Source organism: Shewanella sp. CAL98-MNA-CIBAN-0140, from assembly GCF_040309905.1.
GTDB classification, from domain to species: Bacteria; Pseudomonadota; Gammaproteobacteria; order Enterobacterales; family Shewanellaceae; genus Shewanella; species Shewanella psychromarinicola.
This window is the reverse complement of sequence record NZ_JBEOPI010000037.1, coordinates 1-25836: the sequence shown is the minus strand read 5'-3', so window position 1 is coordinate 25836 and position 25836 is coordinate 1. Positions and strand designations below refer to the sequence as shown.

The window sequence follows — 25836 nt, the reverse complement described above, 5'->3', positions numbered from 1 at the left end:
TTAGGAAACGAGATGAGGACATTAACCGTCAAGCAGACAACGCGGGCGACAAAACGTTAATCGCACCCTTTCTTAACACCTCCATATTAATTATGGCTTATCCACGATGGCGACATCAGTAATAGTGACAGAGGGTTTTATTCGCCAATCTGAGTTAACGACAAAACGTTAATCGCACGATTTCTTAACACCTCCATATTATGGCTTATCCGCGATGGCAACATCAGCAATGGTGACAGAGGGGTTTATTCGTCAACCTAAGCTGACGACAAAACGTTAATCGCACCCTTTCTTAACCCCTCAATATTATGGCTTATTAACAATAGTGGCAGAGGAATTTATTCGCCAATCTGAGTTAACGACAAAACGTTAACCCACGATTTCTTAATACCTCCATATTATGGCTTATCAGCAATAGTGACAGAGGGGGTTATTCGTCAATCTGAGTTAACGACAAAACGTTAACCGCACGATTTCTTAACACCTCCATATTATGGCTTATCCGCGATGGCAACATCAGCAATGGTGACAGAGGGGTTTATTCGTCAACCTAAGCTGACGACAAAACATTAATCGCACCCTTTCTTAACCCCTCAATATTATGGCTTATTAACAATAGTGGCAGAGGAATTTATTCGCCAATCTGAGTTAACGACAAAACGTTAACCCACGATTTCTTAATACCTCCATATTATGGCTTATCAGCAATAGTGACAGAGGGGGTTATTCGCCAACCTAAGCTGATGACAAAACGTTAACCGCACGATCTCTTAATATCTCCATATTAATTACTGCTTATCAGCGATGGCGACCTTGAGTATGCATTAACAAATTATCGCGCCGAGAGGATATTTCTGGGAATAGTGGCGCTTGGATGTATGCCTTTGAGGCAACAAAAAATCGACGTTCGCCAGATTGTCAAAGCCCTTGGCACCACCAACATAATCCCAATACATTGGATGACTTTGCCATTGACCTCACTGATGCGATCGATGAGCTTGGCCTTAGTTAAGCTTGAAAGTCTATGGCCTTCTTACTTCACCGATTCAGCGACAACCAGGGGCTTTCAATCGAACTTATCACCCGCTCAGACAACATAATCTGCCTTCAAACGACGGTGATTAGTTATTCGATAATGTATGTAAACCCTTAAATAGTTATACGGAAAACTATCAAATATGGTAGTTCAGGTAAATATGCTAGTTAGGTATTTGGTAGTTTAGCAGTTGATATTATTCAAGCATATAAAAATAGCATTTAATATCAATGAATTAGTTTAGTTTCGGTCCGATATTCATTCTGGCATACTCGTTGCAAATACCTCAATAGAACGGACAACCAGTCCGAAAGTAGTAACAATCTTGTTACTACTTAATTTAACATTCCTTATAAGGGAAATAATGATGATCATGCTTAAAAAAAATTTGAACAAATTACTGTTGCCATTAGTTATTGGTGGTTTATTTGCTGGAAATGCAATGGCTGCTGGCCCAACTGCAGTTAATCTTAAAAGCGCAGGTTCATTCACTATTTTGAGTCAAACAGGTATTACTGATGTTTATCGTTCTGCCATTGTTGGTGATGTCGGCACTAGCCCTATCACAGGTGCGGCGCTACTACTTAACTGTAATGAAGTGACCGGCGCTATTTACACGGTTGACACTGCGGGCCCAGCTCCTTGCGCGATAAATTCAGCAAGCTACCTAGAATTGGCTGTGGGTGACATGGGATTTGCCTATGATGACGCCGCAGGACGTGTTTCAGTGGATTTCAATGAACTTGGTGCCGGCGAAATCGGCGGCCTAACTATGGTTCCTGGTCTTTACAAATGGTCTTCAGACCTTAATATCAGTAAAGATGTCACCCTTTCTGGCGGCCCAAATGATGTCTGGATTATGCAGGTGGCAGGTAATCTTAATCAGGCTAATGCAATGAACGTGACATTAGCGGGTGGCGCACTAGCCAAAAACATTTTCTGGCAGGTCGCAGGCTCGGTAACGCTAGGAACGAACTCACATTTTGAAGGTATCGTGCTGAGTAAAACGATGATTGCCGTAAATACCGGCACCTCTATCAACGGTCGATTATTAGCTCAAACGGCAGTGACTTTACAACAAAATGCCATTACTCAGCCTGCTGAATAAGTAGCAAGTAAGAGGGGGGAGATGTTAGGTAAATATTTTCCCCTACTAGTCAATTTAACAGGATTACAAGCTCAGCTCTGTAATCCTGTTTTTTTTGGTTTATTCCATTGGTTTTTATAACTTTTATAATTATTTTGAAGCAAAAAAATGGTGGTATTTTTATTTGGTAGGTTACACGTTAAATACGCTAACGCTAAAGGCTTTCCCTGACCAGTCGGTGATGTATAAACATTAAAATATAACAGAAGGTAAGATGAATAATAAATTATTTTTTTGGATTAAAAGTATTTTAGCAAAATCATTCACAATGATTTTTTTAGGCTTAACTGTGGCTATTATGTTTTCATTAATGACGACCATTTTCAAAGGTATTTCAAATGGAACTGACATCATGCAGATTTTTTTGAGTAGCATCAATACTGGGATCATCGCGCTTGCAGTATTTGAGTTGGCTTTGGTGATAAATAAAGAGTATTCAGGCCATGAGGAAAGTGAGAGTGATGCTGTTGCCATCTTAAGGAGAACGATCCCTAGATTTATCGGAACGGTTTGTATTGCGCTATCGCTTGAGGGATTAATAATGGTGATTAAGTATAGTCAACTCGATCTCGCCGGTAATTTATATTATCCAGTCGCCATTATTTGCAGTACTGCATTACTTTTGATTGCCTTAGCTATTTTTCTGCACTTTACAAAAAACACCCAAATATCGGCTGATTAACCCCAAGTCGTAATATTGTTTTTACAGACTGTTTATTCATTATTCAGTGAGAGTAAAGTATTCAGCAATATCAACAGCGCTCAGTTTTATTGTCATCTTGAATAATGTTAGCTTAATTGACTGAGCAACTCGCGTTATCAGGCATTTTTTCTATGTCTTTTTGGCTGCTGCGAATATTGCTATCTTCGGGTTGAAGTCTACGCGCTTTTTCGATTATTTCCATCGCACGCGGTTTGCAACCAGACAAAGACAAACTATAGGCGAAGTTATTTAAATAGGCGGCCTGTTGCTCAGCCTGTTGCTCAATATAAGTCAATCCCTGTTGATACCAAAAAGCGGCCTTGGCGTTATCAATGGCTAAATAATAATTGCCGAGTAAAAAGTAACTTAGCCAGTAGTCAGGCCACTGTCTGGTGGCATTTTCAAGGGCACTGATCCCTTGAGTACTTTTACCACTACTGAGCAGATCCTGAGCGGCGCTGGCATAAATGAAAGGATCAAAATGTAAACTGGTTTTATCCGCTGGCACGGCAGCCAACAACCAATACTGACCACGCAGCCAGGTTCGTTCAAATACCTTCAGTTCGGCAATACGATTTTTATTGGTGCCTGAATGCAACCGCACATACTGCTTATCCAAGTCATAACCTGTCACCACTGCGTAATGCCACATTGGATACCATGAGGTCGATACATTTTGTAAAATAATGACCGGAATATTTTCACTCACCAAAGACAGTAGCTGGGTCAGATTGCCTGATTCTGCATAGGCCAGCAGCCCCTGTTGACGTGCAGCTGCAACCATTTCAATTTGTAAACTGCCTTGCAACTCTGGAATAAACAGTGCCGGCGCTATTTGTTGCGGCGTTTTGATTACCCCATAAAAATTGAATACTTCCGCGAGCGTGGTGGGGCCACAGAAATAATCCTCTTGAGGGTAAAAAGGCACCCCAGTAATTTGATGTTTATGCGCAATAGCGGGCGGGTTGGCTAGCAATATGGCGGTCTGGGGTGGTATCGACAGACAGCCGCTGAGAAATAAACAAAAGCCAGTAATACACATGGCTTTTGTGAACATGCTGATGGCATTCATGCTTGAAAATACGATTTAATTTATCGGCCGAATAAAGGAAAATACATCGGTAACACCCACCAAATCGAGCACCACCAACACAACTAATACTGTGACGACAACCCCTACTACGCCAGCAGCTGCAGGCATATCATTCATCTGGGTATTTAATTGATTTATTTCCTGATCGGTCATACTGGCAATGCGCATCTCTGCATCCTCGAGACTGACCCCAAGTGCCACCAGTTTGTCTTGAACCTCAGCGCTGTTGAACATTTCGATAACTTGCTGTTTATTATATATATTTTGCTGTTGGACGATAACCTGCTCCGAGGAAACTATGCCGGCGTAGGCACCCGAAATACAAGTCAAATAAGTTAACATAACTGCGGCGACTGCGAGAACTTTTTTCATTGGATTTCCTTTGGTTTAGCGAATGTAAATTTCTCATAGAGAGTAGAGTTAATTTTGAGCAATAACAAGCTATATCGGGATGATACCCGCTAGACAAGAAAGGTAAATAGTTGTTGCTTATTTGGGGACTGATTTGTGAATTGATTTGGGAACTGCGGCGACTCACATTACCAGTCCTAGATGCTAGGACGCTGCGCGGCGAGATCCTATAACATCTTAGCAGCGAAGCGACACTAGTAGGACGCCGCCCGTCCCAGCAGCGAGGCAACACTAGAACCTAGCAGACCAAAGGTCGCATTAGCAGCCGTAGTCGTCCTATTCCTAGAACCTTGAACGCTGTCACTTCTTGACATGATCAATAGTGCATTCCGAGGTTATTTGGGTATATTAAGCCACAATATCGCGCTTAAAAATCTAACATGTTTGCCCCTATTTTGCTTATTAATGTTAGTGCCGCAGTTAATGTTAATGGCGCACTATGCCATATTTGCGCATTCGGGCACGCAGGGTGCTGGGGTTGAGTCCGAGGATCACTGCCGCACCTTGCTGGCCTTCAATGCGCCAATTGGTCTGCTGCAACACGTTAATAATATGCTCATGCTCCAACTCAACCAGCGTTTTAACCGAAGGTTCCTCCCTAGGTACTCGTCTGTTAACGCCATCGAAGCGATCGTTGCTAGACACTCGTTTGTCAAAGCTATCAAAGCGATCTAAGATCTGCAGTGATGTTCCTGCGCTGAGGATCACAGCTCGTTCAATGGCACTTTCCAGCTCTCGTACATTGCCGGGCCAGTGATGCTGCTGCAGGGTGTTCTGCGCCGCGTTGCTGACGATATTAATCTGCTTGCCGATTTTCTTATTAAATTTAGCCACAAAATGGTTGACCAGCAACGGAATATCTTCCTTACGTTGCCTTAGTGGCGGCAAGGTGATCGGGAATACGTTCAGCCGATAATAGAGATCTTCACGGAACTTACCATTACGCACTTCATCAATCAGATTGCGATTGGTGGCGGCGATAATGCGCACGTCGACCTTAATTGTGTGCGGACTCCCCAGGCGTTCAAATTCGCCATCCTGAATCACTCGGAGCAGTTTGGCCTGCATCTCGAGTGGCATTTCGCCAATCTCATCAAGAAACAGAGTGCCGCCATCGGCCAGCTCAAAACGACCTATCTGTTTGCTATCGGAACCGGTGAAAGCGCCCCGCTCCCGGCCAAACAGCTCGCTCTCGATCAGCGTTGCTGGCAGGGTAGTACAGTCTACCGTGATCAACGGACTTTTTTTGCGTGCGTTGCGGCTGTGGATAGCGCGGGCGACTAAGCCTTTACCTGTGCCGGTCTCACCAAGCAACAGTACGGTCGCATTCATAGGCGCAACTTGCTCAACTTGATGAAACACCTGCGAGAGCAGTTGGCTGTTACCGATAATTTCGTCGAAATTAAACTGCCGCGCCACTTCTTGCTGCAGATAAACGTTCTCTGCCTGAAGTTTGTCCTTCAACTGTTTAATTTCTGTATACGTTCCTTGCAGTGACGCTTCGGCCTTTTTACGTTCCTCTATTTCCTCGGTGCATTGCAGATTAATGCGGAGCAGCTCTGCCGTACGTTTTTGCACTGTATCTTCCAGTGTGTCGTTACTGCTCTCCAGTTGCTTATAAAGCAAGCGCACTTCCAGCATGTTATGGATGCGCGTTTTGACTTCGACCAGATCAAAAGGTTTACTGATAAAATCCTTGGCACCAGATTGTAGTGCTTGCAGTTTATGGCCTGGTTGGGCGGTGAGAACGAGCACAGGTAAATAGTCGGCCGGATCGTCAGCCTTAAGCGCTGCCATCACCTCAAATCCATCCATCCTCGGCATCTGCAGATCAAGCAGAACAAGATCATAATGGTTTTCAGCATTTAGGTCACAAACAGCTTGAGGATCCATGGTTGTCGTCACCCTTGTATAGCCGCTTTCAAGCAGTAATTGCTCGAGCAGAGTCACATTAGGCTCTTGATCATCGACAATCAGAATCTTGGCATTGAGAATGTCCGTTGCAGTGATCGTCATCAGGTCACCTCATTATTGGGGATATCTGCTGACTGATTGGTATATTCAAGCGCGATGTCTAATGTCTTCAAAAATTCATTAATCCGCAGCGGTTTAGTCAAATAACGAAAGAAGCCGGCGTCCAGACCTTTCTCAATATCGCGAGGAATGGCATTCGCACTCAGTGCCATCACCGGGATAGCGGCTGTGGTCGGATCTTCCCTGAGAATATGCAATGCGGTCAAGCCGCTGATCCCCGGCAGGTTGATGTCCATCAAGATCACATCCGGCTGATAGGTATGCGCCATCTCGATACCGCTGACGGCGTCCGTAGCACTGAGAAAACGCAGATTAGGTCGACGGGCAATGATATCCTCAACGAGCATCAAATTAGCAGGATTATCCTCAACATAGAGCAAGCTTTTCAACCGTTCAGGGTCCTCACATTGAAGTGGTAGCAGGGGCATTGATGTGGCAGCATCAAGGTTAGATAAGGAGTCGACGGTACGCTTCAGTTCAAACCAGAACACACTGCCAACGCCGACATGGCTTTGTACGCCGATAATGCCGTCCATCGATTCGACCAAACGTTTACTGACCACCAGCCCGATCCCAGTTCCTTCTTGATTATTGGCTTCTTGCCCCAGACGGTTAAACGGTTGGAAAAGTTGCCCAAGTTGCTCCTCTGACAATCCTTCACCTGTATCGCGGACACTGATCCGGATCATATCTTCCGTGCTTTGGCTGCTTTCTAATATCACGCTGCCCCCCTCACGATTGTATTTAATCGCATTGGAAAGCAGATTAAGAATCACCTGCTTTAGCCTGGTCCGATCGACGTTGACAAAGTTTATCGAGTCCGAACGGTTAAAGATCATCTTGATACCATAGGTTTTCGCTTGCGGCTCGCTCATCAAGATGCATTCCTGCATCACTTCGTCCAGCGAAATCGTTTCGATTGACATGGGCAGCTTGCCAGATTCGATCAACGCCAGATCGAGGACTTCATTGATTAACTCCAACAAATACCACCCCGCCTTGAGGATCTGAGCAATGCTTTTTTGCTGCGTATGCTGCGGGGGTGGCGTGCTCGACTCTAGTAGTTGAGCAAAACCGAGGATCGCGCCAAGTGGCGTACGCAGTTCATGGCTCATACTAGACAAAAAATCGGATTTGGCGAGGTTGGCTTTCTCTGCTGCCATAGTGGCACTTTCCAACTCAACATTTTTGTCCTGTAATTTTTGATCCAAACGATTGCGCTCAGTCACATCGCGGGCACCGTAAAACACTCCCTGCAGATTATTGTCCCGGTCATAAAAAGTGGTCGCGTTAATGGAGACTACCGTCTCCTGGCCGTTTTGGGCGCGCGCGGTGAGCTCAAGGTCGGTGACCTTCTTTTCACATAGCACCTTTGTTATTCCAGCCACGGCAAGCTCCGGATTGGTAAAGTAGTCTTTAAATGGCGTACCGAGCATTTCATCACGGCTGCAGTCCGTGAGCAGCTCCATCTCCTTGTTAACATCGGTAATAATACCGGACGGATCGGTAGTCGTCAGTGCATCGATGTTGGATTCAATCAGGTTACGGGTATAAAAATGTTGATCTTGCAGGCGCTGACTGAGTTCTTTTTGCTCTTGCTCGATGCGTTTACGCGCGGTGTTGTCGGTGCCGATCAGTAGATAACCTATGATAGCGTCTTGCTCATCCCGGAGCGCGGTTACCGACACGACCGCCGGAAAGCGGCTACCGTCCTTGCGGATGTAGGTCAGCTCGTAGATATCCTCAATGCCGCGCCGGGCTTTGAACACCAAAGCATCGAACCCGGGCGTGATCGCAGTGTCAAGTTCAAGACTCAGAACTTTGGCGCGTTCGATAACTTCTTGTGGATCGGAAATGTCGGCGGGGGTGATCTTGTTCATCACCTCATCTGCTGTGTAGCCCAGCATTCGCTCGGCGCCCACATTGAAAATCTGGATCACGCCGAGTGCATCGGTGGCAATACTGGAAAAGTTGGCACTATTGAAAATGGCATTCTGCAATGCGCCCGCTTTGATAATTTCCTCTTCCGCTGCCTTGCCGACACTGTTATCGGTGCCGATCAACAGATAACCTATGATGCTCTCCTCGTCGTCGCGTAGTGCTGTGACCGACACTACCGCCGGAAAGCGGCTACCATCCTTACGGATGTAGGTTAATTCATAGATATCTTCAATCCCGCGTGTCGCCTTAAATACTAGCGCATCGAAGCCGGGGGTGATCGGGGTGTCAAGTTCAAGACTGAGTACTTTAGCGCGCTCAATAACCTCCAGGGGATCGGAAATGTCGGCTGGGGTGATCTTGTTCATCACCTCTTCCGCTGTGTAACCCAGCATACGCTCGGCGCCCACGTTAAATATCTGGATAACGCCTTCCGCATCCGTGGCAATACTGGAAAAGTTGGCACTGTTGAAAATGGCACTCTGCAGTTCGCCCGCTTTGAGCAGCGCTTCTTCTGCCTGTTTGCCAACACTATTATCGGTGCCGATCAACAGATAACCGATGATCGCCTCCTGCTCGTCGCGCAGTGCCGTGACCGATACCACGGCAGGAAGGCGGTTGCCATCCTTACGGATGTAAGTCAATTCGTAGATATCTTCAATCCCGCGTGTCGCCTTGAATACCAGCGCATCGAAGCCAGGCTCTATCAAGGTGCCAAGTTCATCTGAGAGCGCCTCGGCACGCGCAATCACTTCCTGGGGATCGGAAATATCGGCAGGCGTGATCTTGTCCACCACATCATCGGCCAAGTAACCCAGCATCCGTTCGGCGCCGACGTTGAAAATCTGGATGACGCCTTTAGCATCGGTAGCAATGCAGGAGAAATTAGCGCTATTGAAAATAGCCCGCTGCAGCGCCCCGGCATTGAGCAGTGCTTCTTCAGCCTGCCTGTGCTCGGTGATCTCTTCAATTGCCGCGTTAAACCGCTCTGCATCAGACTTGGCTAAGCTTGACGGAATTATTTTATTGTTACTTTTCATGACGAATCTCTATCACTATCCGTTGATCCTGGCCGAAACGACCTATCTGGCTTCACACAGGCAAAACAGATATGCGGGAGGAAACAAAGGAAGCAATTTCAATGCGGCCTTTGAGGCCTTTTAGGTATTTTTTCAGTGGCGTAAATATAACATTTTATGACGTAAAACGCTTAAATTTATTCTTCTGGAAAACCGTACTATTTACTGTTTTTACAACACAAACCCCTCCATATATTACGGTTCTGTCATATGCTGAGGCCTAGAATATTCCTGCCTCGTCGGTGTAATTAATGAATATATAGTATTAAACAATTGTTACTAAACAATTATTTAATTATATTTGACAACTTTAACTTATTGGCATGACTGTTGCTTTAACTATATTAACGTTACCACTATCTCACCCGGAAAATAGGTCTAGTTTTTTCAGTAAACAGATAAGATCACACAACAGAGAATCTAACTTGATTATCAGTCATTGTCGCCATCAACAATAAGCAGGAAGAAGACGGAAAAGTAAAGGGAATGTAAACGTAATTTCACAGAATTTCTAAGGAATAATGGTATGAATATATTTAACAAAAAGGCATCGCTTCTATTTACGATGCTGCTGGGAGTTTTCCTCTTAGCGGGTTGTAATAACGACGATAATAACGACACTAATAACGATAATGGGGCCGTACTATCATCCATAGCAATTACCCCTGCCAACTCAAGCTTGCCCGCCGGCTTGAAGCAACAGTTTACTGCTATAGGCACCTATTCGGACGGCACCTCGTCTGATATCTCCAGCTCGGCAACCTGGTCATCTGATGACTCGGCTATTGCCACAATCAATGGCAGCGGTCTCGCCACAGGGGTTATCCCAGGTTCAGCTGCGATTACAGCATCTATAAGCTCATCAGATGTGCAATCGGCAACAACCACGCTAACCGTCACCGATGCGACGCTCAATTATCTGGCCATCACACCAGCTAATCCGAGCATTGCCAATGGCTTGACCAAACAGTTCATGGTTACTGGTACTTATTCGAACGGCACGTCGCCAGATGTCACCGCATCAGTCACTTGGTCATCGGCCAATACGCAAGTTGCCACAGTGAATGAGAGTGGCCTTGCCAGCGGCGTTGCCATAGGCTCTGCGCTTATTACCGCTTCTTTAGGCTCTGAGGAAACAACGACTGAGCTCACCATCACAGATACTATTTTAAGCTCAATAGCGTTAACGCCCATTGACCCAAGCATTACCAAAGGCTTGACCCAGCAGTTGACCGCGACCGCGACTTATTCAGACGGTATCTCAGTTGACATTACGGCGTCAGCCACTTGGTTATCTGCAGAGACCGACGTTGCGACAGTAAATGATAGTGGTCTGGCGAGTGCCCTTGCCACGGGTACCTCAGTTGTTACCGCAACTTTTGGTGCTAAATCAGCGACTTCAACGTTAACTGTTACGGATGCGGTGTTGAATTCAATTGCGCTAACACCTGTTGACCCCAGCATTGCCAATGGCTTGACCGAGCAGTTTACTGCTACCGGTACGTATTCCGATGGTACATCTGTTGATATCACCACCTCAGTGACTTGGTCATCAGCTGATACCAGTGTTGCGACAGTGGTCTCTAGTGGTATTGCAAGAGGTATTGCCACTGGGTCGTCGGTTATTACCGCAACCTCAGGCGCGATATCAGCCACTTCAGTGTTAACGGTTACGGATGCGACGTTATCTTCAATTACGGTAACGCCAGGCAATCCAAGTATTCCCAAAGACCAAACGCAACAATTAAAAGCTACAGGGGTTTTCTCAGACGGAACATCGACTGACATCACGGCCTCAGCTGAGTGGTCTTCTGCAAATACCAGTGTTGCTACAGTAAACACTAATGGTCTTGCAAGTGGCGTGGCCTCTGGTACGTCAGATATTAGCGCAACATCAGGTGCTACATCAGGTAGTACAACATTAACTGTCACTAATGCCATATTGAGTTCATTAGTTGTTTCGCCAGCTACTCCGAGCGTTATCAAGGGTATGAGCAAGCAGTTTGCTGCCACCGGCACTTATTCAGACGACTCTGTTCATGATGTATCGACAAAGGTGATCTGGTCATCAACAGATCTCTTAGTAGCAACGATAGATACTAACGGTCTTGCCACTGGTATTGATGCAGGTTCGTCGATTATTACGGCAACCTTAGACACGATATCCGATGATAGCAACTTGACTGTCATAAATGCGACGCTGGATTCAATTACAGTAACGCCGAGTGATCCGATAATTTCTAACGGTAATACGAAACAGTTCACTGCTACAGGAACTTATTCTGACACTAGCGAAATTAATATCACCTCATCAGTTACTTGGTCATCTGCCGATACACAGGTAGCCACTATGAATGCCAACGGTAAGTCAAACAGCGGTCTCGCTAGCGGCGTTGATGTCGGTACATCCGTCATTATTGCAACACTAGACGGCAAATCAGCGGAAACAAACCTGACGGTCGAAGAAGCGATACTCAATAACCCGCTAGCACCAGAATTGGGTGAAGTGGCGCGTTTTGCCATCCTTGCCTCACAGGCCATTACGACCACGAGTGGTTCTGCCATTGTCGGTGGTGACTTGGCTATTCTTGACCAAGCACGCTCTTATTATGCAGGCTTTACCCCTGGAGTGAAGGCAGGCGAACTTGATGAACTGACCAATGGCTTATCTTATGCGGGCGACGACAGCACACCCCCTTATGTGATCCCTGTGCCTTATGCCTCAATGGTTGCATTTATCAATCAGTCGAGAACTGATTTAGGTATTGCCTATAGCTTTCTCGCGAAAGATCCTAATCCAAACGCTGCTACTCAGGTGCTTCCGATTGAATTGGGTAATCTGACCATGACTCGTGGTGTCTATAAAACGGCATCTAACGTCACTATTCAGACCGGTACTCTTACGCTTGATGCTCAAGGAGAGCCTGATTCTGTGTTCATCTTTACCATAGGCGGTGATCTATCTACTGGTGCTCCAGGTGGCGACATTGTCCTTAGCAATGGCGCACAGGCAAAGAACGTCTATTGGAGAACCGCAGGAAAAACCGTTATCGGCACTGGCACCAGCTTCGCTGGCAATGTCTTCGCTTGGTCAAAAGTGAATGTGCTTACCGATGCTATCGTCACAGGTCGACTAATGGCGGTTACGGAAGAGGTTACTTTGGAATCCAATGATATAACCAAAAAACCTTAGTTTGACGGTCGACTGACACGAGTCGACTTAACAAAAGACCGAGGAGACAGATAGCTTGTCTCCTCAAGGATCCCTAAGCGGTGCTGATATAAGCGCAAAACATTGCGATTTTTAAGCACCGTTACCGATAAACCATTTACCTATCAATGAATGCCTTTTGGCATAACCGACCATTCACAGCAGCAAAGAAAATCTATTTATCGGCTCTATTCCCGATGAAGGACGTAAGCATTCTTGGTGTTGCGAGGTTAAATTTTTTTAAAGGATACAAAATATGCACACAAGCAAAAAACATTTTACTCAGCCGATGTGGGCTAGCGCCGCAGTGCTGCTTACCTTAGTCGCGGGTTGTAGTGACGATAACAACGATCCAGCTATTGTGTCCGTCATTGCGCCAGAAGTTGTGCCGACTATTAATATCAGCAATCCAAGTGATCTTGCGGCTAATGTGGCGATCAACCAACAGGTCACAGTAACTTTCAATGAAGCCATGGATGGGCAAACGATTAATGATGCCAGCTTTATTGTAAAAGATGCCAGCGAAACCGTCGTGGTAGGAGCCGTCTCTTATAATGAAACGAGTCATACCGCTGTGTTTACCCCAAACAGTGATTTTACGTATAACACTCAGTACCAAGTATCAATCACAACGGATGTAAAAAATGCTAAAGGCGTCGCGCTGACCAGTGGCTTTAGCTGGTCATTTACCACCTCTGCGTTGCATGATGTTATTGCACCACAGATAGTATCAAACGACCCGGTTGATCTAGCCAAGAATTTTGCTTTGAATAGAAATGTGACCGCTGATTTTAGTGAGGCGCTTGATCCTAATACGGTAAACGGATCCAGCTTTACCTTAAGTGATGGTACAAATCTTGTCGCGGGTGTGATTAGTTTTCAAGGCACCAAGGCAAGCTTCAATCCAGATGATAATTTAGCGGCCAATACGCTCTATACCGCGACCCTGACTACTGCTATCGCCGATTTGGCGATCCCAGCTAATCTATTAGCGACGAAGTTCAGCTGGAGTTTTACCACTAGTGCTGCCGCGGCTCTTGGGCCAAAACCGGTTAACTTAAGCACTGCTGGGGATTTTGCCATTTTGACTAAATCTGGTATTACCAATGTTCCAGCTTCCGCTATAACAGGCGACATAGGTGCAAGCCCTATCACGTCGGCTGCGATGGACAATGTAACGTGTTCTGAAATCAACGGTACTATTTATGGCTCAGACGTCGGATACACAGGTAGTGGTGTAGTTAACTGCTTTAAAGGCGCAGCACCTGATAATACTCTGGTTGCCCAAGCCGTGCTTGATATGGGCACAGCCTATAACGATGCTGCTGGCAGAACGTTACCCGACTATACTGAACTCGGTGCCGGTAATATTAGTGGCATGACGTTAGAGCCAGGTCTATATAAGTGGAGTTCAGGTGTGTTGATCACTACCAATGTGACCCTTTCAGGCAGTGCCAATGACGTGTGGATTTTTCAGATAGCAGGTGACCTTACTCAAGAGGGTGCCAGTCGTATTACTTTAGAAGGCGGCGCTCAGGCAAAAAATATCTTCTGGCAAGTGGCCGGAAGTGCCGGTGTGGCACTTGATACAACGGTGCATTTTGAGGGTGTGGTTTTGGCTGAAAAAGGCATAAGCTTAAATACGGACGCGACGGTTAACGGCAGATTGATGACCCAAACGGCCGTCACCTTAGATCATAATATCGTGGTCGAGCCCGCTGAGTAAATCTGTTACTAGCGATGACTAGCACTAATATTCTAGCAATAATATTCTAGCAATAAAGAGTCTAGCACTAGTCTAGCACTAGTCTAGCACTGGCAATATGTCACCATCCTTTGACGCTTTGCGTCAGAAAATCAATATCCGCTAAACTCAGTTTAGCGGATATTTTTATGGTATTAATAGCGACGATAGCGACATTCATTGTGATGCAAAACCCGAATGCCCTAAAAGGTTATCACCATAGGTGAAGCTGTTATGAACACCCCACCGACGTCGCTTAGTGTCGGTCAATGGGTTTTCGGCGATGGTGATAAAACCGACACTGAATGCATAAGACTCTGAATGCGTAGAACATTGGGTCCATGCAGCACTGGAGGCGAGGATCACTTCGACAAGCCGACTTGCGGATCGGTTTGTGCCATTGATGGTATAAATTCAGACCCACAGCAGAGTCACAAAACCCATGGCTAAATCAATTCGCCATGCTTACGGACAAGTTGTCATGTCAACATTGAGCATCTGACACCGGCAAAAACGGCGCTAAATGCGCCGTTTTTTTATATTAAACAACAAGGCAATCACTCATTAGCTGTTAATATTTGCAGCATTTTTGCAAATTTTTCAATGCCAATTTGCGCTGGTTTAGGTAAGTTCTCTAATTCAATAGACAGCAACATATTTTTGACTTCTAACCCTAATTCAGTATCCCCTTCAATGCGTAATTTACGCTGGAAAAAGAGTGTGTCTGGATCTTCTTTACCTGCCGCAACCAAAACTAACTCAGGCACATTGGCACTGAATGTCACATCGGGCTGGGTAAAAGATCGCACCTGTAATTGTGTGTCCATACTCACCTCAAAACGTAAACCAATATCGTCGACACAAATACCAACCCACTTTTGCTGTAGAAAATGGAGTTCATCTGACATCAATTGTTCAGCTAACACTAAATTCAGTAGTTTATTGATGACGATTATTTTTAACTTTTCCGGCATCACGTTCAATGAACGACGGCTAACTTGAGGCGCAAAATGTAACAACTGTTGCGATAAGTGTTGCGATAATTGTTGTGTAAACGCTTGAGCCATCGAGAGTACCTACTTGGAAATAGAACGAGTAATAGAGTCAGTTTACTGGTAATTGATCTAACGAAACCTGTTTTAAATCAAATCATGTTAACTCAATCACATTTACACTCCTCTTCTTAAAAAAAAATGAGCACACCAAAATGGAACTCTTATGCCCCGCAGGTAATTTAGCGTCACTGAAAGCCGCGTTCAATGCCGGCGCTGATGCGGTTTACCTCGGACTTAAAGATGACACCAATGCGCGTTCGTTTGCAGGCTTAAACTTTTCGGCCTCACAGCTAACGCAAGCCACCCAATTGGCCCATCGCCAAGGCCGAAAAGTCTTTTTAACTCTAAACACCTTTCCTAAACCCGGTGAAGAACATCGTTGGTATCAAGCCGTCGATTTAGCGGCACAGTTAAACATGGATGCACTCATAGTAGCGGATCTATCATTGCTCGATTATGCCCACCAGCACTACCCGCACCTTCCCTTGCATTTATCAGTACAGGCCAGTGCCACAAACCTAGGTGCATTGTCATTCTATCAACAGGCTTTTAATATTGAGCGTGCAGTGTTGCCGCGAGTGCTGTCAATTAAACAAGTTCGAGATTTAGCCAAAGTGAGCCCGGTTGAACTTGAAGTCTTTGCTTTTGGGAGTTTATGCATCATGGCTGAAGGACGCTGTCATTTATCATCTTATGTCACAGGCCAATCACCTAATACAGGCGGCTCATGTTCCCCTGCTAACCATGTGCGCTGGCAAGATGCTGGCAGCGACAAGCTGACTCGGCTCAATGATGTGTTAATCGATAAAGCCGATGCGAGCCAACAACTAGGTTATCCCGTGGTCTGTAAAGGCCGTTATGTTGCCGAATACGATCATGATGCAAAATATTTACTGGAATCACCTACCAGTTTAAACACCTTAAGCTTATTACCTGAACTTGCCCGTGCGGGGATCAAATCACTCAAAATTGAAGGTCGTCAGCGCAGCCCTGCTTATGTTAGCCAAGTCACTCACGTTTGGCGCAGTGCTATCGACGCTTATTTGGCCAGTCCCGAGTCTTTTTGCGAACAACCGCAATGGTCACAAGCGTTAGCAAAAGTATCTGAAGGTCAAATTACTACATTGGGCGCTTATGAGCGTCAATGGCAATAAGGTTGCACAATGAAAATATCACTTGCTCCAATTAGTTACTGCTGGTCAAAAACTGACGTTGAACATTTCTATGATCAAGTCGCGTTAAGTAATATTGATACCGTTTATTTGGGTGAAACCGTGTGCAGTCGCCGTCGTGAACTGAAGTTTAACGACTATCTTAACCTTGCCAATATGCTTAAATCTCATGGTAAGCATGTGGTGCTATCGACCATGGCACTAATAGAAGCACAATCTGAACTCAATGAGCTAAAACGGGCGATTGAGAATGGTGATTTCAGTATTGAAGCCAATGATATGGCTGCGGTGCATTATGCGCACCAAGCCAAAGTTCCCTTTGTGTGCGGACCAACAATTAATAATTACAATCGAACCAGTCTTGATTTATTGCATCAAAAAGGGATGTTCCGTTTTGTGATGCCTTGCGAACTATCACAACAATGGTTAAGTTCAGTTATTAATCAAGGCAATAAACCTAAGTTTGAAATTGAAGTGCTCGGCCACGGGTATTTACCATTAGCTCATTCTGCGCGTTGCTTTACCGCCAAACATTACCAACTTCCTAAAGACAAATGCCAAACAATTTGCCAACGACACAGCAAAGGTTTACTGGCTCAAACCCAGGAGTCGCAACCTTTATTACGCTTGAACGGTATTCAAACGCAGTCAGCGGCACAGGTGAATCTGATTAAGCAAATCCCACAGATGGTGGATATGGGCATTGATTATTGGCGGATATCGCCCAATAAATTAACCGATATTGCCATGGGTTCAGATCTTGCCCATGCATTAGAGCATGCAAAAAACAACTCACTGAATATTGAAACCCTGATCAAAAAACAGTTAAATGATCAAAACCATGCATCGATTATCAATCATCATTGTAATGGTTATTGGTTAGGATTACCCGGCATGGACTGTGCCTAAAATCCCAAAAACCTTCCGAATGGGTCCTGAATATACCCAAGTCACTTCAACATGCTCGTTTCAAAGATCCCTTAGGATAACTGAAAAAGGCAGTGATTGAATATAAGAGATCGTCGCTTCGCGACTGATTGGTTCTAGGAACTCGCCAGCTCGCCAGAGGGCGGTGCTTCGCTCCTTCTAGGTCCTAGGTCGCTGCGCGGCTAGATGCTATAAAATCTTAGCAGCGAAGTGTTCGCTTGTTATCGTTTCCTAGCAGGACGAAGTCCGCCCTAGAACCTAGAACCTAGAACCTAGAAGCGAAGTGTCCTCGAGTCCTAGCAGCCGCAGGCACTCTATTCCTAGACCCTAAGGACGCAGTCCGTCCTAGCTATTATGGCTTAAAGAATGTGATCAAAATTAGCGGGAATATCCGTGCTCATTAATGGCGCTAAAACAATGGATATCAACATAAAGCCTAAGATAAAACACCTTAGCAACAAATATCCAATCTAATGATTAGATTAGGGTTTTATTATATACCCTGACCTTTCCCCTAAGTAAATATCTACTCACATTTAACTAATATCTATTCGACTCAGTATTCGTTTTACATACAGCAGATAAGGGGGTAACCTTGCCTACCCAAAAAACACAACTGAATGGACATTCAATTTCTGTCCATGATAAACCGTTGGGTAGCACAGCTGGCCAACTTAAAGCACATAAGTAAGGTGTATTTAACGTGACACAAAAAAAACATAGCATTAAAACAATTCTCACCTTTATTATTCCGTCACTGATTGGCTTACTACTGTTTATGACGCCTATCAATATTGAAGGTTCGATTACCATTCCAATTGCCATTATCTCAAAAGCATTGCAAAGCCAAATGGGCAGCTCGATCCAGCTTATTGTTACCTGCATCGTTGTATTAATGGCATTAGCCTCGTTGCTCACTCAGCTCATTAATCCTAAATTCGTGCGTAAAAGCACTTTTTTACGCACCTTGCTGAAAGTGAATTTATTTTGGTTAGCCATACGAATATTAGGCGCAATCTTTATCGTGATGGTTTATTTGCAAGTGGGACCCGACGCCATTATTTCATCGGCAACCGGTGGCTTAGTACTGAATGATTTAGTGCCTGTACTGTTTTCAGTATTCATTTTTGCTGGCATGTTATTACCACTATTACTCAATTTTGGTTTATTGGAATTTTTTGGCACTTTATTAACTAAAGTGATGCGTCCCATATTCAATTTACCCGGACGCAGTGCCATTGACTGTATGGCCTCTTGGCTAGGTGACGGCAGTGTGGGTATTTTAATGACCACCAAACAATACGAAACTCGTTTTTATACCGCCCGCGAAGCGGCTGTTATTGGCACAACCTTCTCTGCGGTGTCGATTACCTTTAGCCTAGTGGTCATATCACAAGTCAAACTTGAACACCTTTTTGTCCCGTTTTATCTCACTGTGTGTTTAGCCGGTTTTGTTGCCGCAATCATAGTACCTAAATTACCTCCGCTATCATGGAAAAAAGATAATTACATCGATGATACCCCTCGCCATGAAGATGACGAAACCATCCCAGCCAGTCATGGGGTATTTTCGTGGGGATTTGAACAAGCAATGCAACGCGCCTCTAAGGCCGGTGGGATAAAGCATGTCCTAACTGAAGGGGTTAAAAACGTTGTTGATATGATATTTGGGGTGATCCCTGTTGTTATGGGGATTGGTACCGTCGCATTGGTGTTAGCTGAACATACCCCTCTTTTTAACTACTTAGGGATGCCATTTATTCCACTATTAGAGCTGCTGCAAATCCCTGAAGCCACCGCAGCGTCGAAAACGATTGTGGTGGGATTTGCCGATATGTTTATTCCCTCCATTTTAGCCAGCTCTATTGAGTCAGACTTAACCCGTTTTGTTATTGCCGCATTATCGGTCACTCAGCTTATTTATATGAGCGAGGTAGGTGCTCTTTTGATTGGTAGTAAAATCCCAGTTAACTTTTTTGAGCTATTCGTTATCTTTATTTTAAGAACCTTAGTGACGCTTCCTATAATTGCATTAATGGGCCATTTACTGGTGTAGTTGAAGCAAGAGAACTTAATAACTCAATATAAAAAAGGAGCACAACGTGCTCCTTTTTTTATGCTAAATATTCTCTGCGTAATCAACAAAAATCAAGTATGCTTGAAAGATAAACATTGACTCAGTGTCATAGCGGTACTGATAAATAAGGGTAAACCATGGACAACAGGCGTAAATTTTCTCGTATATTATTTGATGCCAGTGCTTATATCGCACAAACAGAACAAACTTGGCGAACTAAGATTTTAGATTTAAGTCTCAATGGCGCATTAGTTGAGCTACCGCTAGGATATACCGGTCAACTCAATAGCATCTTAACTCTCGAGTTTATGTTACCTGATTCTGATATCGAACTAAAAATGCAAGCCGCCATTGTGCATAAAACACCTGAGCACCTTGGCTTAAAATGTACTCATATCGATGTTGAAAGTATTACTCACCTTCGCCGAATTATTGAACTGAATATGGGTGATGCAGAATTATTAAATCGTGAAATTACGTCTTTAATCACTCCTGTACCTTAAAAATCGACCGATAATTATTGTCAGTAAATATGCCAAAAGGGTAAGTCAATGACCTACCCTGTTAATCGCAAGTTCCAGCGCTATCAATCGAGGGTTATTTAATTAGTTCAAGTAACTCATGGATAGTTTTAACGGGGATAATTTTTGCGCCAAGCCCTTCCATGGTTTTATGATAATTACGAAATGGAATAAAAATTTCCGTAAACCCATGCTGCGCAGCTTCCTTTACCCTCGGCACACCACTATCAATTGGGCGCACATCGCCGTTCAAGCTCAACTCCCCCATGATGCAAGTCGTTCTAGGCACCACAAAGTCATTTAAACTGCTCAATAATGCGGTTACAAGCGCTAAGTCGATACAGGTTTCTGACTCATCAATTTTCAAACCGCCCACTATATTAAAAAACGTATCATGGAATATCTTAGTTTTAGTATGTTTACGTAAAATACCAGTTAACATCTTAATTCGATTCATGTTTAATCCAACACACACGCGTTGTGGGAACTCTGATTCAGTTTCCGTGGTTAAACATTGTATTTCTAACAGTAAGTTACGGTTACCTTTACGTATACAAGTAATAGTCGAACCCGGTGAGTCAGTGGTCGAGCCTGATAGAAATATTTCGCTTGGGTTATCAACGCTGAGCATACCGCGCTCACTCATGCGGAATATACCCACGGTATCAACATCGCCAAAACGGTTTTTATTGGCGCGCAAAGTCCGAATTTGACCGTCATTGGTATCAATATGTAACAATGCATCCACGATATGCACTAAGGTTTGCGGGCCGGCAATTTCGTTATTTTTATTCACATGAGCAATAATAAACATGGTGACATTATTTTTTTTACAATATTGGGTAAAGGCCTGTGCCGCTGTTTTAACTTGTGAGGGTGACCCTGGGCTACCATTTGCCGCATCGGTAACCACAGCTTGAATAGAATCAATCACGGCAAACTTAATTTGCTTAGCGTCTAGCTCCTCAATAATGGCTTCTACGCTGGTTTCAGACAGCAGATACAAGTTATCTTCGTTGTAATTAAGCTTTAAACGATTAACCCGGTTTTTAAACTGAGATAATGACTCTTCAGCCGTACAGTACAATGAAGCCATTGATTGCGACATTCGCGCGACCAAATCAGATAACAGGGTTGTTTTACCCGCACCAGGATCACCTGAAATAATATTCACCGACCCTGTTGTTAAGCCACCGCTTAATACTCGGTCCAACTCCCCTATCTGAGTCAGTCTTTTTTCGGCGTCCTCTGACTCAACTTCACTGAGTTTTTTCGAGCCGCCGCCGACTCCACCCGCATACCCGAGTACCGATGACCGTGACGTTGAACTCTTTGATGCTGATAATTTCATTTCGACCAAAGAATTCCACGCACCACAACGACACTGCCCCTGCCAACGCGGATAATCTTGGCCACAATCGTCACAAACAAATGTCATTTTTGGAGCTTTAGCCATGTTAATTCCCATGTTGTAAATCAATTAAATACATTACGATTCAACTTATTCAGTCCCAGCCCTAATAAATAATCGCTATTAAGACACTATTTTTACTGCTTATACTTATCATCAACAACAAGGAAAAATGGCTGCTTAAACAACTCATACCTATAACAACAATAACAAGGATATTTAGCCAGAGCGTTGCCAACGGTTACAATCTTGTCCACACTCGATATAAATAAGCGATAAGTGAGTAGCAAGTTGCACTTGTTACTTGTTACTTGTTACTTGAACCCAGCGTGACTAAGCGTTAGATCAATGCCGCATTATCATTAATACACTAGGTTAATCTTAATGGCGGATCAATTACCCACAATATCATTTCAGCATACTTCTCGAACATCACTGAAATATATATTACTATAAAGATCAGCAATTTCTTGCCGATAAAGATATCAGCCAGACTCACCATAAGCATTTGAAACGACATAATAATGAGTTTAGACAATCACAGTGCATTAATTGAACAACTCAAACCACTGTTCATGGAACCTGATTTTCAGGACGTGTTCGAACAGTTAACTTTTGACGAATCTAATTCAACCCGTTTTCTTTTGAAAATGGAGTTAAACCGTATCTCATCTTTATGCACCCGAATTATTGATTTGCGTCATAAAACGGAACTGCCCTGTGAAGAAGTCATCGTCGCCAATCAAAAGCACTTTCTAGACGCACCCGCTAAAGAAGCCTTGTTACAAGCACTGCCGTTATACCGTAACAAATATACCCTAGGGGTATATGAGCACGTTATACAAACCCATAAATCACGGCGCATTAAGCTAAGAGAAAATGGCCCAGTCGAGATTGTTAACCAAGAAAATCCATTTCTTGTACCTGGAGTCGTACTCGGCAGCTACTTTAATCGCTGCGAAGAACGCATGAATTATAGCATTCGGATTATGGTTTCTCAGCAAGGAATAACTGAAGTTAATGGCGTTACCCTTGATTTATCCGTCGGCGGTGCCCGCATTAAGTTGCCATTAAAACATCACTTAGACCAAGACAAGCCATTACGGGTAAAGCTACTAGAACTCGGTGATGAATTTTACCTAGAAGATTTACAGCAAGGCGTTGATTATCAAATAGTCGATATTCAAAATAAAGATGATAGTGCTATCTTTAGACTGAAAAGACTTGGCGGCGCAGAGGCATTAGATAACGTGCTATCCAAGCTTATCCGCAGCTATAAATTTCGTTATAAAGTGGATGTCAACGACGTCATTGTAACGGCGACAGGATTGGGTTATGAACGTCACTACTTACCGCTATTAACGCATTTACCGCTGTTTGTTTCTATTATTAACGGCAAGCCAGAGATAACCCACCAATTGCTGGGTAGAGGTAACCAACCGATCCAACATTATTTTCAAGATGAAAATAAAATCAGTCAGTTGCCTAGTTTAATTAATAGCAAGCGCTTAAGCCAACTTATCAAATACCCAAGCAATAGCGATTATTGCTACCTCTTCAGTTTTACCCATAAGACTAACGGTAAATTATATTTTTATTCTGCTAACTTAGCAGAGCTTAAAGCGACCAAAAATATCCATTTATTTCTAGGCTTTGCCTCAGCAAAAGCCAGTTGGCGAGTGTTTAAAATTATCACCCAGCCGATTGATCACAGTAAAAACTACAAAACATCTACCTTACCGGGTGATGATGCACGATATGCAGCCCGAACAGAGCAACAATTATCTCAATTTAGCCATGCTTTGCAATTAATTGATTTAACTAATAAAGATGCTCGTAAAGACTATCAATCTTGGTCTGTTCAATCCGATGTTAATGGCCTAAAGATTTTTGCTCAAGCTAAAGTTAACCAAAACAGTATCAAAAAAGTATCCATGCCATTTAGTGAACGGCGCCATGAGGCTCGATTCGTGTTTAAAACCTTAGTGACGATCGAACAAGGTGGTAAACAGGTTACAGGCATCTCTCATGATATTTCGAGCAGAGGTTTACAGCTGACTTTAGAACAATCAACTAACTTTACTGAACCTGGTGCCGTGTCATTGTCATTTCCACGTCTTCAAGCCGCAGCTGGCAAGGCCAATTTAACCCATTTACCTTATCAATTAATTCGTAGCAGGATGAATGGATTGACCTTGCATTTAAGTGCCACCATTGGTCATTCACCGCACGAAGGCGTCGAGTTTTTAAATAAACTCATTGCCCACAATAAACAAAAACTCGAACAATTATCAGATAATGAAGGTCAACAAAAAGAATTGGCCGATGGCATGAAAAACCTTGTTATGCGTCAGTTACCTGGGGTGCCTTACTTTATCGAAAAAACAGTAAAAGCCGCAAAAATGGCTTATATCGGTATAGGCACGATAACCGACGAAATCAGCCATCTATTTGCCCAAGACAGTGACAAAGTGCTGCAGTACAATTTACTGCCACTATTGGACAACAATGTATTAAAACAACAGATTATAGATCCTCTCAAATTGATGAAACCGAATCACGAAATGGGCTTTTTTGAGGTGTTTATGCAACTCACTCGCCATCCTAGAGGTGCAGTGCAGATCCAATGTAAGCTCAAATCTGAACTGGGTAACAACGCGCAACAGATTCAATTTATTACCCAGAGTAAAAAAGTCGGTCGCTTTATGGCATTAAGAGTGTATGTAGGAGCAACAGACAAGCCCGATATGAGCTATATTAGACGCGAGCTAGAATATATCCACATTCATGCTCACCACCGAGCAAAGCAGTTGGAAGAACAATTGTGGAAAGTTATAGGTTCAGGTGAATTATTGGATATTACCACTGAAGTTGAAATCCGCTTCCCGAGTGTAATGACGCTTGCTTAACCAATCTTTAACTCACTTCAACTCGGCTTAAGATCTGGGATAAATAAACCAAAATCAGAGTATTTGACCTATTTAATATCGAACTTGAGATTTGTTTTGCTAACAAGGCGCATCGAGCGAGCCTATTGCAAGTCAATACAACGCAGTGAGCGGGACAAAGGATTGTTTGATAACCGTTTATTATCCCGAACTAAGGTTAACTAACCTGACAATGATAAATACCATTGTTTAATTTGTACAAAGTGATCTTGCTCGGCTTGTCGATCAGTCAACATCCCCGCATGATCATAGTCCAATAAATTGCCCTTTTCTTTGGCGAGCAAAGTGTACTTAACCTGGCTAAAACCGCATTCATCTATCATATCGCGCACATCGGATGGATTGCCTAAAACATGATCGTTTTTACCAGCGATAAACCATGCTGGCGGCCACACTGCTTTTGCTGCCGCTTGGGCATAATGAAAATTATCGTCATGATCAATCCAATCACCCCTGACCCAATCAATGGTTTGTAATAATGATGCACTGCTCTCATTATCCATGCCGACGCGAAATCGACTGGCGTCAAAATAGCCTTGCCTGGCAATGCAAAATGGCGCAAACCGATTCCAGAAAAAATCGACCATCAACCATTTTTTAAGTGATCTCACCTTGATAGTACGTTTACAACCAAAGGTGAGTAACGAGGCAACGCTTGACTGTAAATGAGTATACCGAGCCAAGCTGCTCGCCATTAATACCCCGCCCCATGAATGGGCACACCAATGCACTTTATTAACTAAAGGATGACGCTGTAAAATAAACTGTTGCACCAATGGCAATTGTTCACGGATCACTTCACCTTGACCCAACGTAAAGTCGCGATGAATTTTAGGCTCACTTAACCCTCGCCCCGCGGTATCCATCACATAAATATCAAAGCCAGCTTTAGCTAAAAAACAGCCTAAACCACGGCCTGAGTCACTATAAAACACCCGTCCATTAGACATAGCACCATGCAGCATCAAAATAGGCACCCCAAGAGCCGTTGGCGTAGTATGACGAATGTGTCGCAGATGCAATTGGCCATTACGGTAAGGGATAAACAGTGAGTCTTGTTGGATATCTGTTGTCAAAATAGGCAGTTATGTTAGTAATAATGAATCTCAAACTAACACTACTGCCGTGAAACACAACTAGAATAGAGTCTTCATTCTAGTGGTAACCTTAATGCTTATCCTGAGCTAAGATGATGTAATACCATTTATCAGTATGTACACTGCACCAACGACCTACCCGCTACGCCTGTAACAAAAACACTAACGCGCGTAAATCAACATGGTGTCTTGTATTAGCACATCTGCAGCGGCAATTAATGTAGGCTTGCCA

16 protein-coding genes are annotated in these 25836 nt (G+C 43.9%); 9 read left to right on the top strand and 7 right to left on the bottom strand.

All coding sequences use genetic code 11. The features are described 5' to 3' along the window. Positions 1-1409 precede the first annotated feature (1409 nt). Complete coding sequence (locus AAEY93_RS16630; RefSeq protein WP_233768562.1) at positions 1410-2144, top strand: ice-binding family protein; 735 nt, start codon at positions 1410-1412, stop codon at positions 2142-2144. A 253-nt stretch (positions 2145-2397) separates the two neighbouring features. Then, on the top strand, positions 2398-2865 hold the full coding sequence (locus AAEY93_RS16625; protein WP_351078458.1) for a hypothetical protein: 468 nt from the start codon (positions 2398-2400) through the stop codon (positions 2863-2865). Positions 2866-2977: 112 nt separating this feature from the next. On the opposite strand, the gene AAEY93_RS16620 is transcribed toward AAEY93_RS16625, so the two are convergent. The 4 genes from AAEY93_RS16620 to AAEY93_RS16605 form a co-directional block, all read right to left on the bottom strand. Beyond that, positions 2978-3943, bottom strand: a complete 966-nt coding sequence (locus tag AAEY93_RS16620; RefSeq protein WP_351078456.1) for a PA2778 family cysteine peptidase — start codon at positions 3941-3943, stop codon at positions 2978-2980. Positions 3944-3973: 30 nt separating this feature from the next. Further along, positions 3974-4351 (bottom strand): PA2779 family protein, encoded by a 378-nt coding sequence (locus AAEY93_RS16615; RefSeq protein ID WP_351078453.1) that lies wholly within the window; start codon positions 4349-4351, stop codon positions 3974-3976. 465 nt (positions 4352-4816) lie between these two features. Continuing rightward, on the bottom strand, positions 4817-6406 hold the full coding sequence (locus AAEY93_RS16610; RefSeq protein WP_124012057.1) for a sigma-54-dependent transcriptional regulator: 1590 nt from the start codon (positions 6404-6406) through the stop codon (positions 4817-4819). Beyond that, complete coding sequence (locus tag AAEY93_RS16605) at positions 6406-9402, bottom strand: PAS domain-containing hybrid sensor histidine kinase/response regulator (protein WP_351078450.1); 2997 nt, start codon at positions 9400-9402, stop codon at positions 6406-6408. Before AAEY93_RS16605 ends, AAEY93_RS16610 begins: the two co-directional genes overlap by 1 nt. Positions 9403-9967: 565 nt before the next feature. Between AAEY93_RS16605 and AAEY93_RS16600 the strand changes: the two genes are divergently transcribed. Together AAEY93_RS16600 and AAEY93_RS16595 are read left to right on the top strand one after the other, a co-directional pair. After that, the gene (locus AAEY93_RS16600; protein ID WP_351078447.1) at positions 9968-12634 is read left to right on the top strand and encodes an Ig-like domain-containing protein; all 2667 of its coding nucleotides are present in this window, start codon (positions 9968-9970) and stop codon (positions 12632-12634) included. A gap of 274 nt (positions 12635-12908) precedes the next feature. Then, positions 12909-14378 carry an ice-binding family protein gene (locus tag AAEY93_RS16595; RefSeq protein ID WP_124012060.1) on the top strand — a complete coding sequence of 490 codons (1470 nt, stop codon included), beginning with the start codon at positions 12909-12911 and terminating at the stop codon, positions 14376-14378. Between the two features lie 575 nt (positions 14379-14953). Here the strand turns inward: AAEY93_RS16595 and ubiT are convergent. Next, positions 14954-15463 (bottom strand): ubiquinone anaerobic biosynthesis accessory factor UbiT, encoded by a 510-nt coding sequence (gene ubiT, locus AAEY93_RS16590; RefSeq protein WP_124012061.1) that lies wholly within the window; start codon positions 15461-15463, stop codon positions 14954-14956. A 140-nt stretch (positions 15464-15603) separates the two neighbouring features. On the opposite strand from ubiT, the gene ubiU reads away from it, so the two are divergent. The 4 genes from ubiU to AAEY93_RS16570 all read left to right on the top strand — a co-directional run bounded on the left by ubiU (position 15604) and on the right by AAEY93_RS16570 (position 20130). Further along, positions 15604-16605 carry a ubiquinone anaerobic biosynthesis protein UbiU gene (ubiU, locus tag AAEY93_RS16585; protein ID WP_351078442.1) on the top strand — a complete coding sequence of 334 codons (1002 nt, stop codon included), beginning with the start codon at positions 15604-15606 and terminating at the stop codon, positions 16603-16605. Positions 16606-16614: 9 nt separating this feature from the next. Then, a complete protein-coding gene (locus tag AAEY93_RS16580) occupies positions 16615-17532 on the top strand; it encodes a U32 family peptidase (RefSeq protein WP_101032495.1) in 918 nt (305 codons plus the stop codon). A gap of 742 nt (positions 17533-18274) precedes the next feature. Continuing rightward, positions 18275-19606: a YjiH family protein gene (locus AAEY93_RS16575; RefSeq protein WP_372491460.1), complete on the top strand. Its 1332-nt coding sequence runs from the start codon at positions 18275-18277 to the stop codon at positions 19604-19606. Between the two features lie 158 nt (positions 19607-19764). Then, positions 19765-20130, top strand: a complete 366-nt coding sequence (locus AAEY93_RS16570) for a PilZ domain-containing protein (protein WP_101032497.1) — start codon at positions 19765-19767, stop codon at positions 20128-20130. 94 nt (positions 20131-20224) lie between these two features. Here AAEY93_RS16570 and radA read toward each other — a convergent pair whose 3' ends face one another. Beyond that, complete coding sequence (radA, locus tag AAEY93_RS16565; RefSeq protein WP_101032498.1) at positions 20225-21604, bottom strand: DNA repair protein RadA; 1380 nt, start codon at positions 21602-21604, stop codon at positions 20225-20227. A gap of 479 nt (positions 21605-22083) precedes the next feature. Between radA and AAEY93_RS16560 the strand changes: the two genes are divergently transcribed. Beyond that, positions 22084-24468 (top strand): PilZ domain-containing protein, encoded by a 2385-nt coding sequence (locus AAEY93_RS16560; protein WP_351078437.1) that lies wholly within the window; start codon positions 22084-22086, stop codon positions 24466-24468. 200 nt (positions 24469-24668) lie between these two features. Here the strand turns inward: AAEY93_RS16560 and AAEY93_RS16555 are convergent, their stop codons facing one another. Next, positions 24669-25583, bottom strand: a complete 915-nt coding sequence (locus tag AAEY93_RS16555; RefSeq protein WP_101032500.1) for an alpha/beta fold hydrolase — start codon at positions 25581-25583, stop codon at positions 24669-24671. Between the last annotated feature and the right edge of the window lie 253 nt (positions 25584-25836).

Coding starts and splice junctions, on each gene's coding strand:
- AAEY93_RS16630 (WP_233768562.1), top strand. CDS start 1,410: ATGCTTAAAAAAAATTTGAACAAATTACTGTTGCCATTAGTTATTGGT.
- AAEY93_RS16625 (WP_351078458.1), top strand. CDS start 2,398: ATGAATAATAAATTATTTTTTTGGATTAAAAGTATTTTAGCAAAATCA.
- AAEY93_RS16620 (WP_351078456.1), bottom strand. CDS start 3,943: ATGTTCACAAAAGCCATGTGTATTACTGGCTTTTGTTTATTTCTCAGC.
- AAEY93_RS16615 (WP_351078453.1), bottom strand. CDS start 4,351: ATGAAAAAAGTTCTCGCAGTCGCCGCAGTTATGTTAACTTATTTGACT.
- AAEY93_RS16610 (WP_124012057.1), bottom strand. CDS start 6,406: ATGACGATCACTGCAACGGACATTCTCAATGCCAAGATTCTGATTGTC.
- AAEY93_RS16605 (WP_351078450.1), bottom strand. CDS start 9,402: ATGAAAAGTAACAATAAAATAATTCCGTCAAGCTTAGCCAAGTCTGAT.
- AAEY93_RS16600 (WP_351078447.1), top strand. CDS start 9,968: ATGAATATATTTAACAAAAAGGCATCGCTTCTATTTACGATGCTGCTG.
- AAEY93_RS16595 (WP_124012060.1), top strand. CDS start 12,909: ATGCACACAAGCAAAAAACATTTTACTCAGCCGATGTGGGCTAGCGCC.
- ubiT (WP_124012061.1), bottom strand. CDS start 15,463: ATGGCTCAAGCGTTTACACAACAATTATCGCAACACTTATCGCAACAG.
- ubiU (WP_351078442.1), top strand. CDS start 15,604: ATGGAACTCTTATGCCCCGCAGGTAATTTAGCGTCACTGAAAGCCGCG.
- AAEY93_RS16580 (WP_101032495.1), top strand. CDS start 16,615: ATGAAAATATCACTTGCTCCAATTAGTTACTGCTGGTCAAAAACTGAC.
- AAEY93_RS16570 (WP_101032497.1), top strand. CDS start 19,765: ATGGACAACAGGCGTAAATTTTCTCGTATATTATTTGATGCCAGTGCT.
- radA (WP_101032498.1), bottom strand. CDS start 21,604: ATGGCTAAAGCTCCAAAAATGACATTTGTTTGTGACGATTGTGGCCAA.
- AAEY93_RS16560 (WP_351078437.1), top strand. CDS start 22,084: ATGAGTTTAGACAATCACAGTGCATTAATTGAACAACTCAAACCACTG.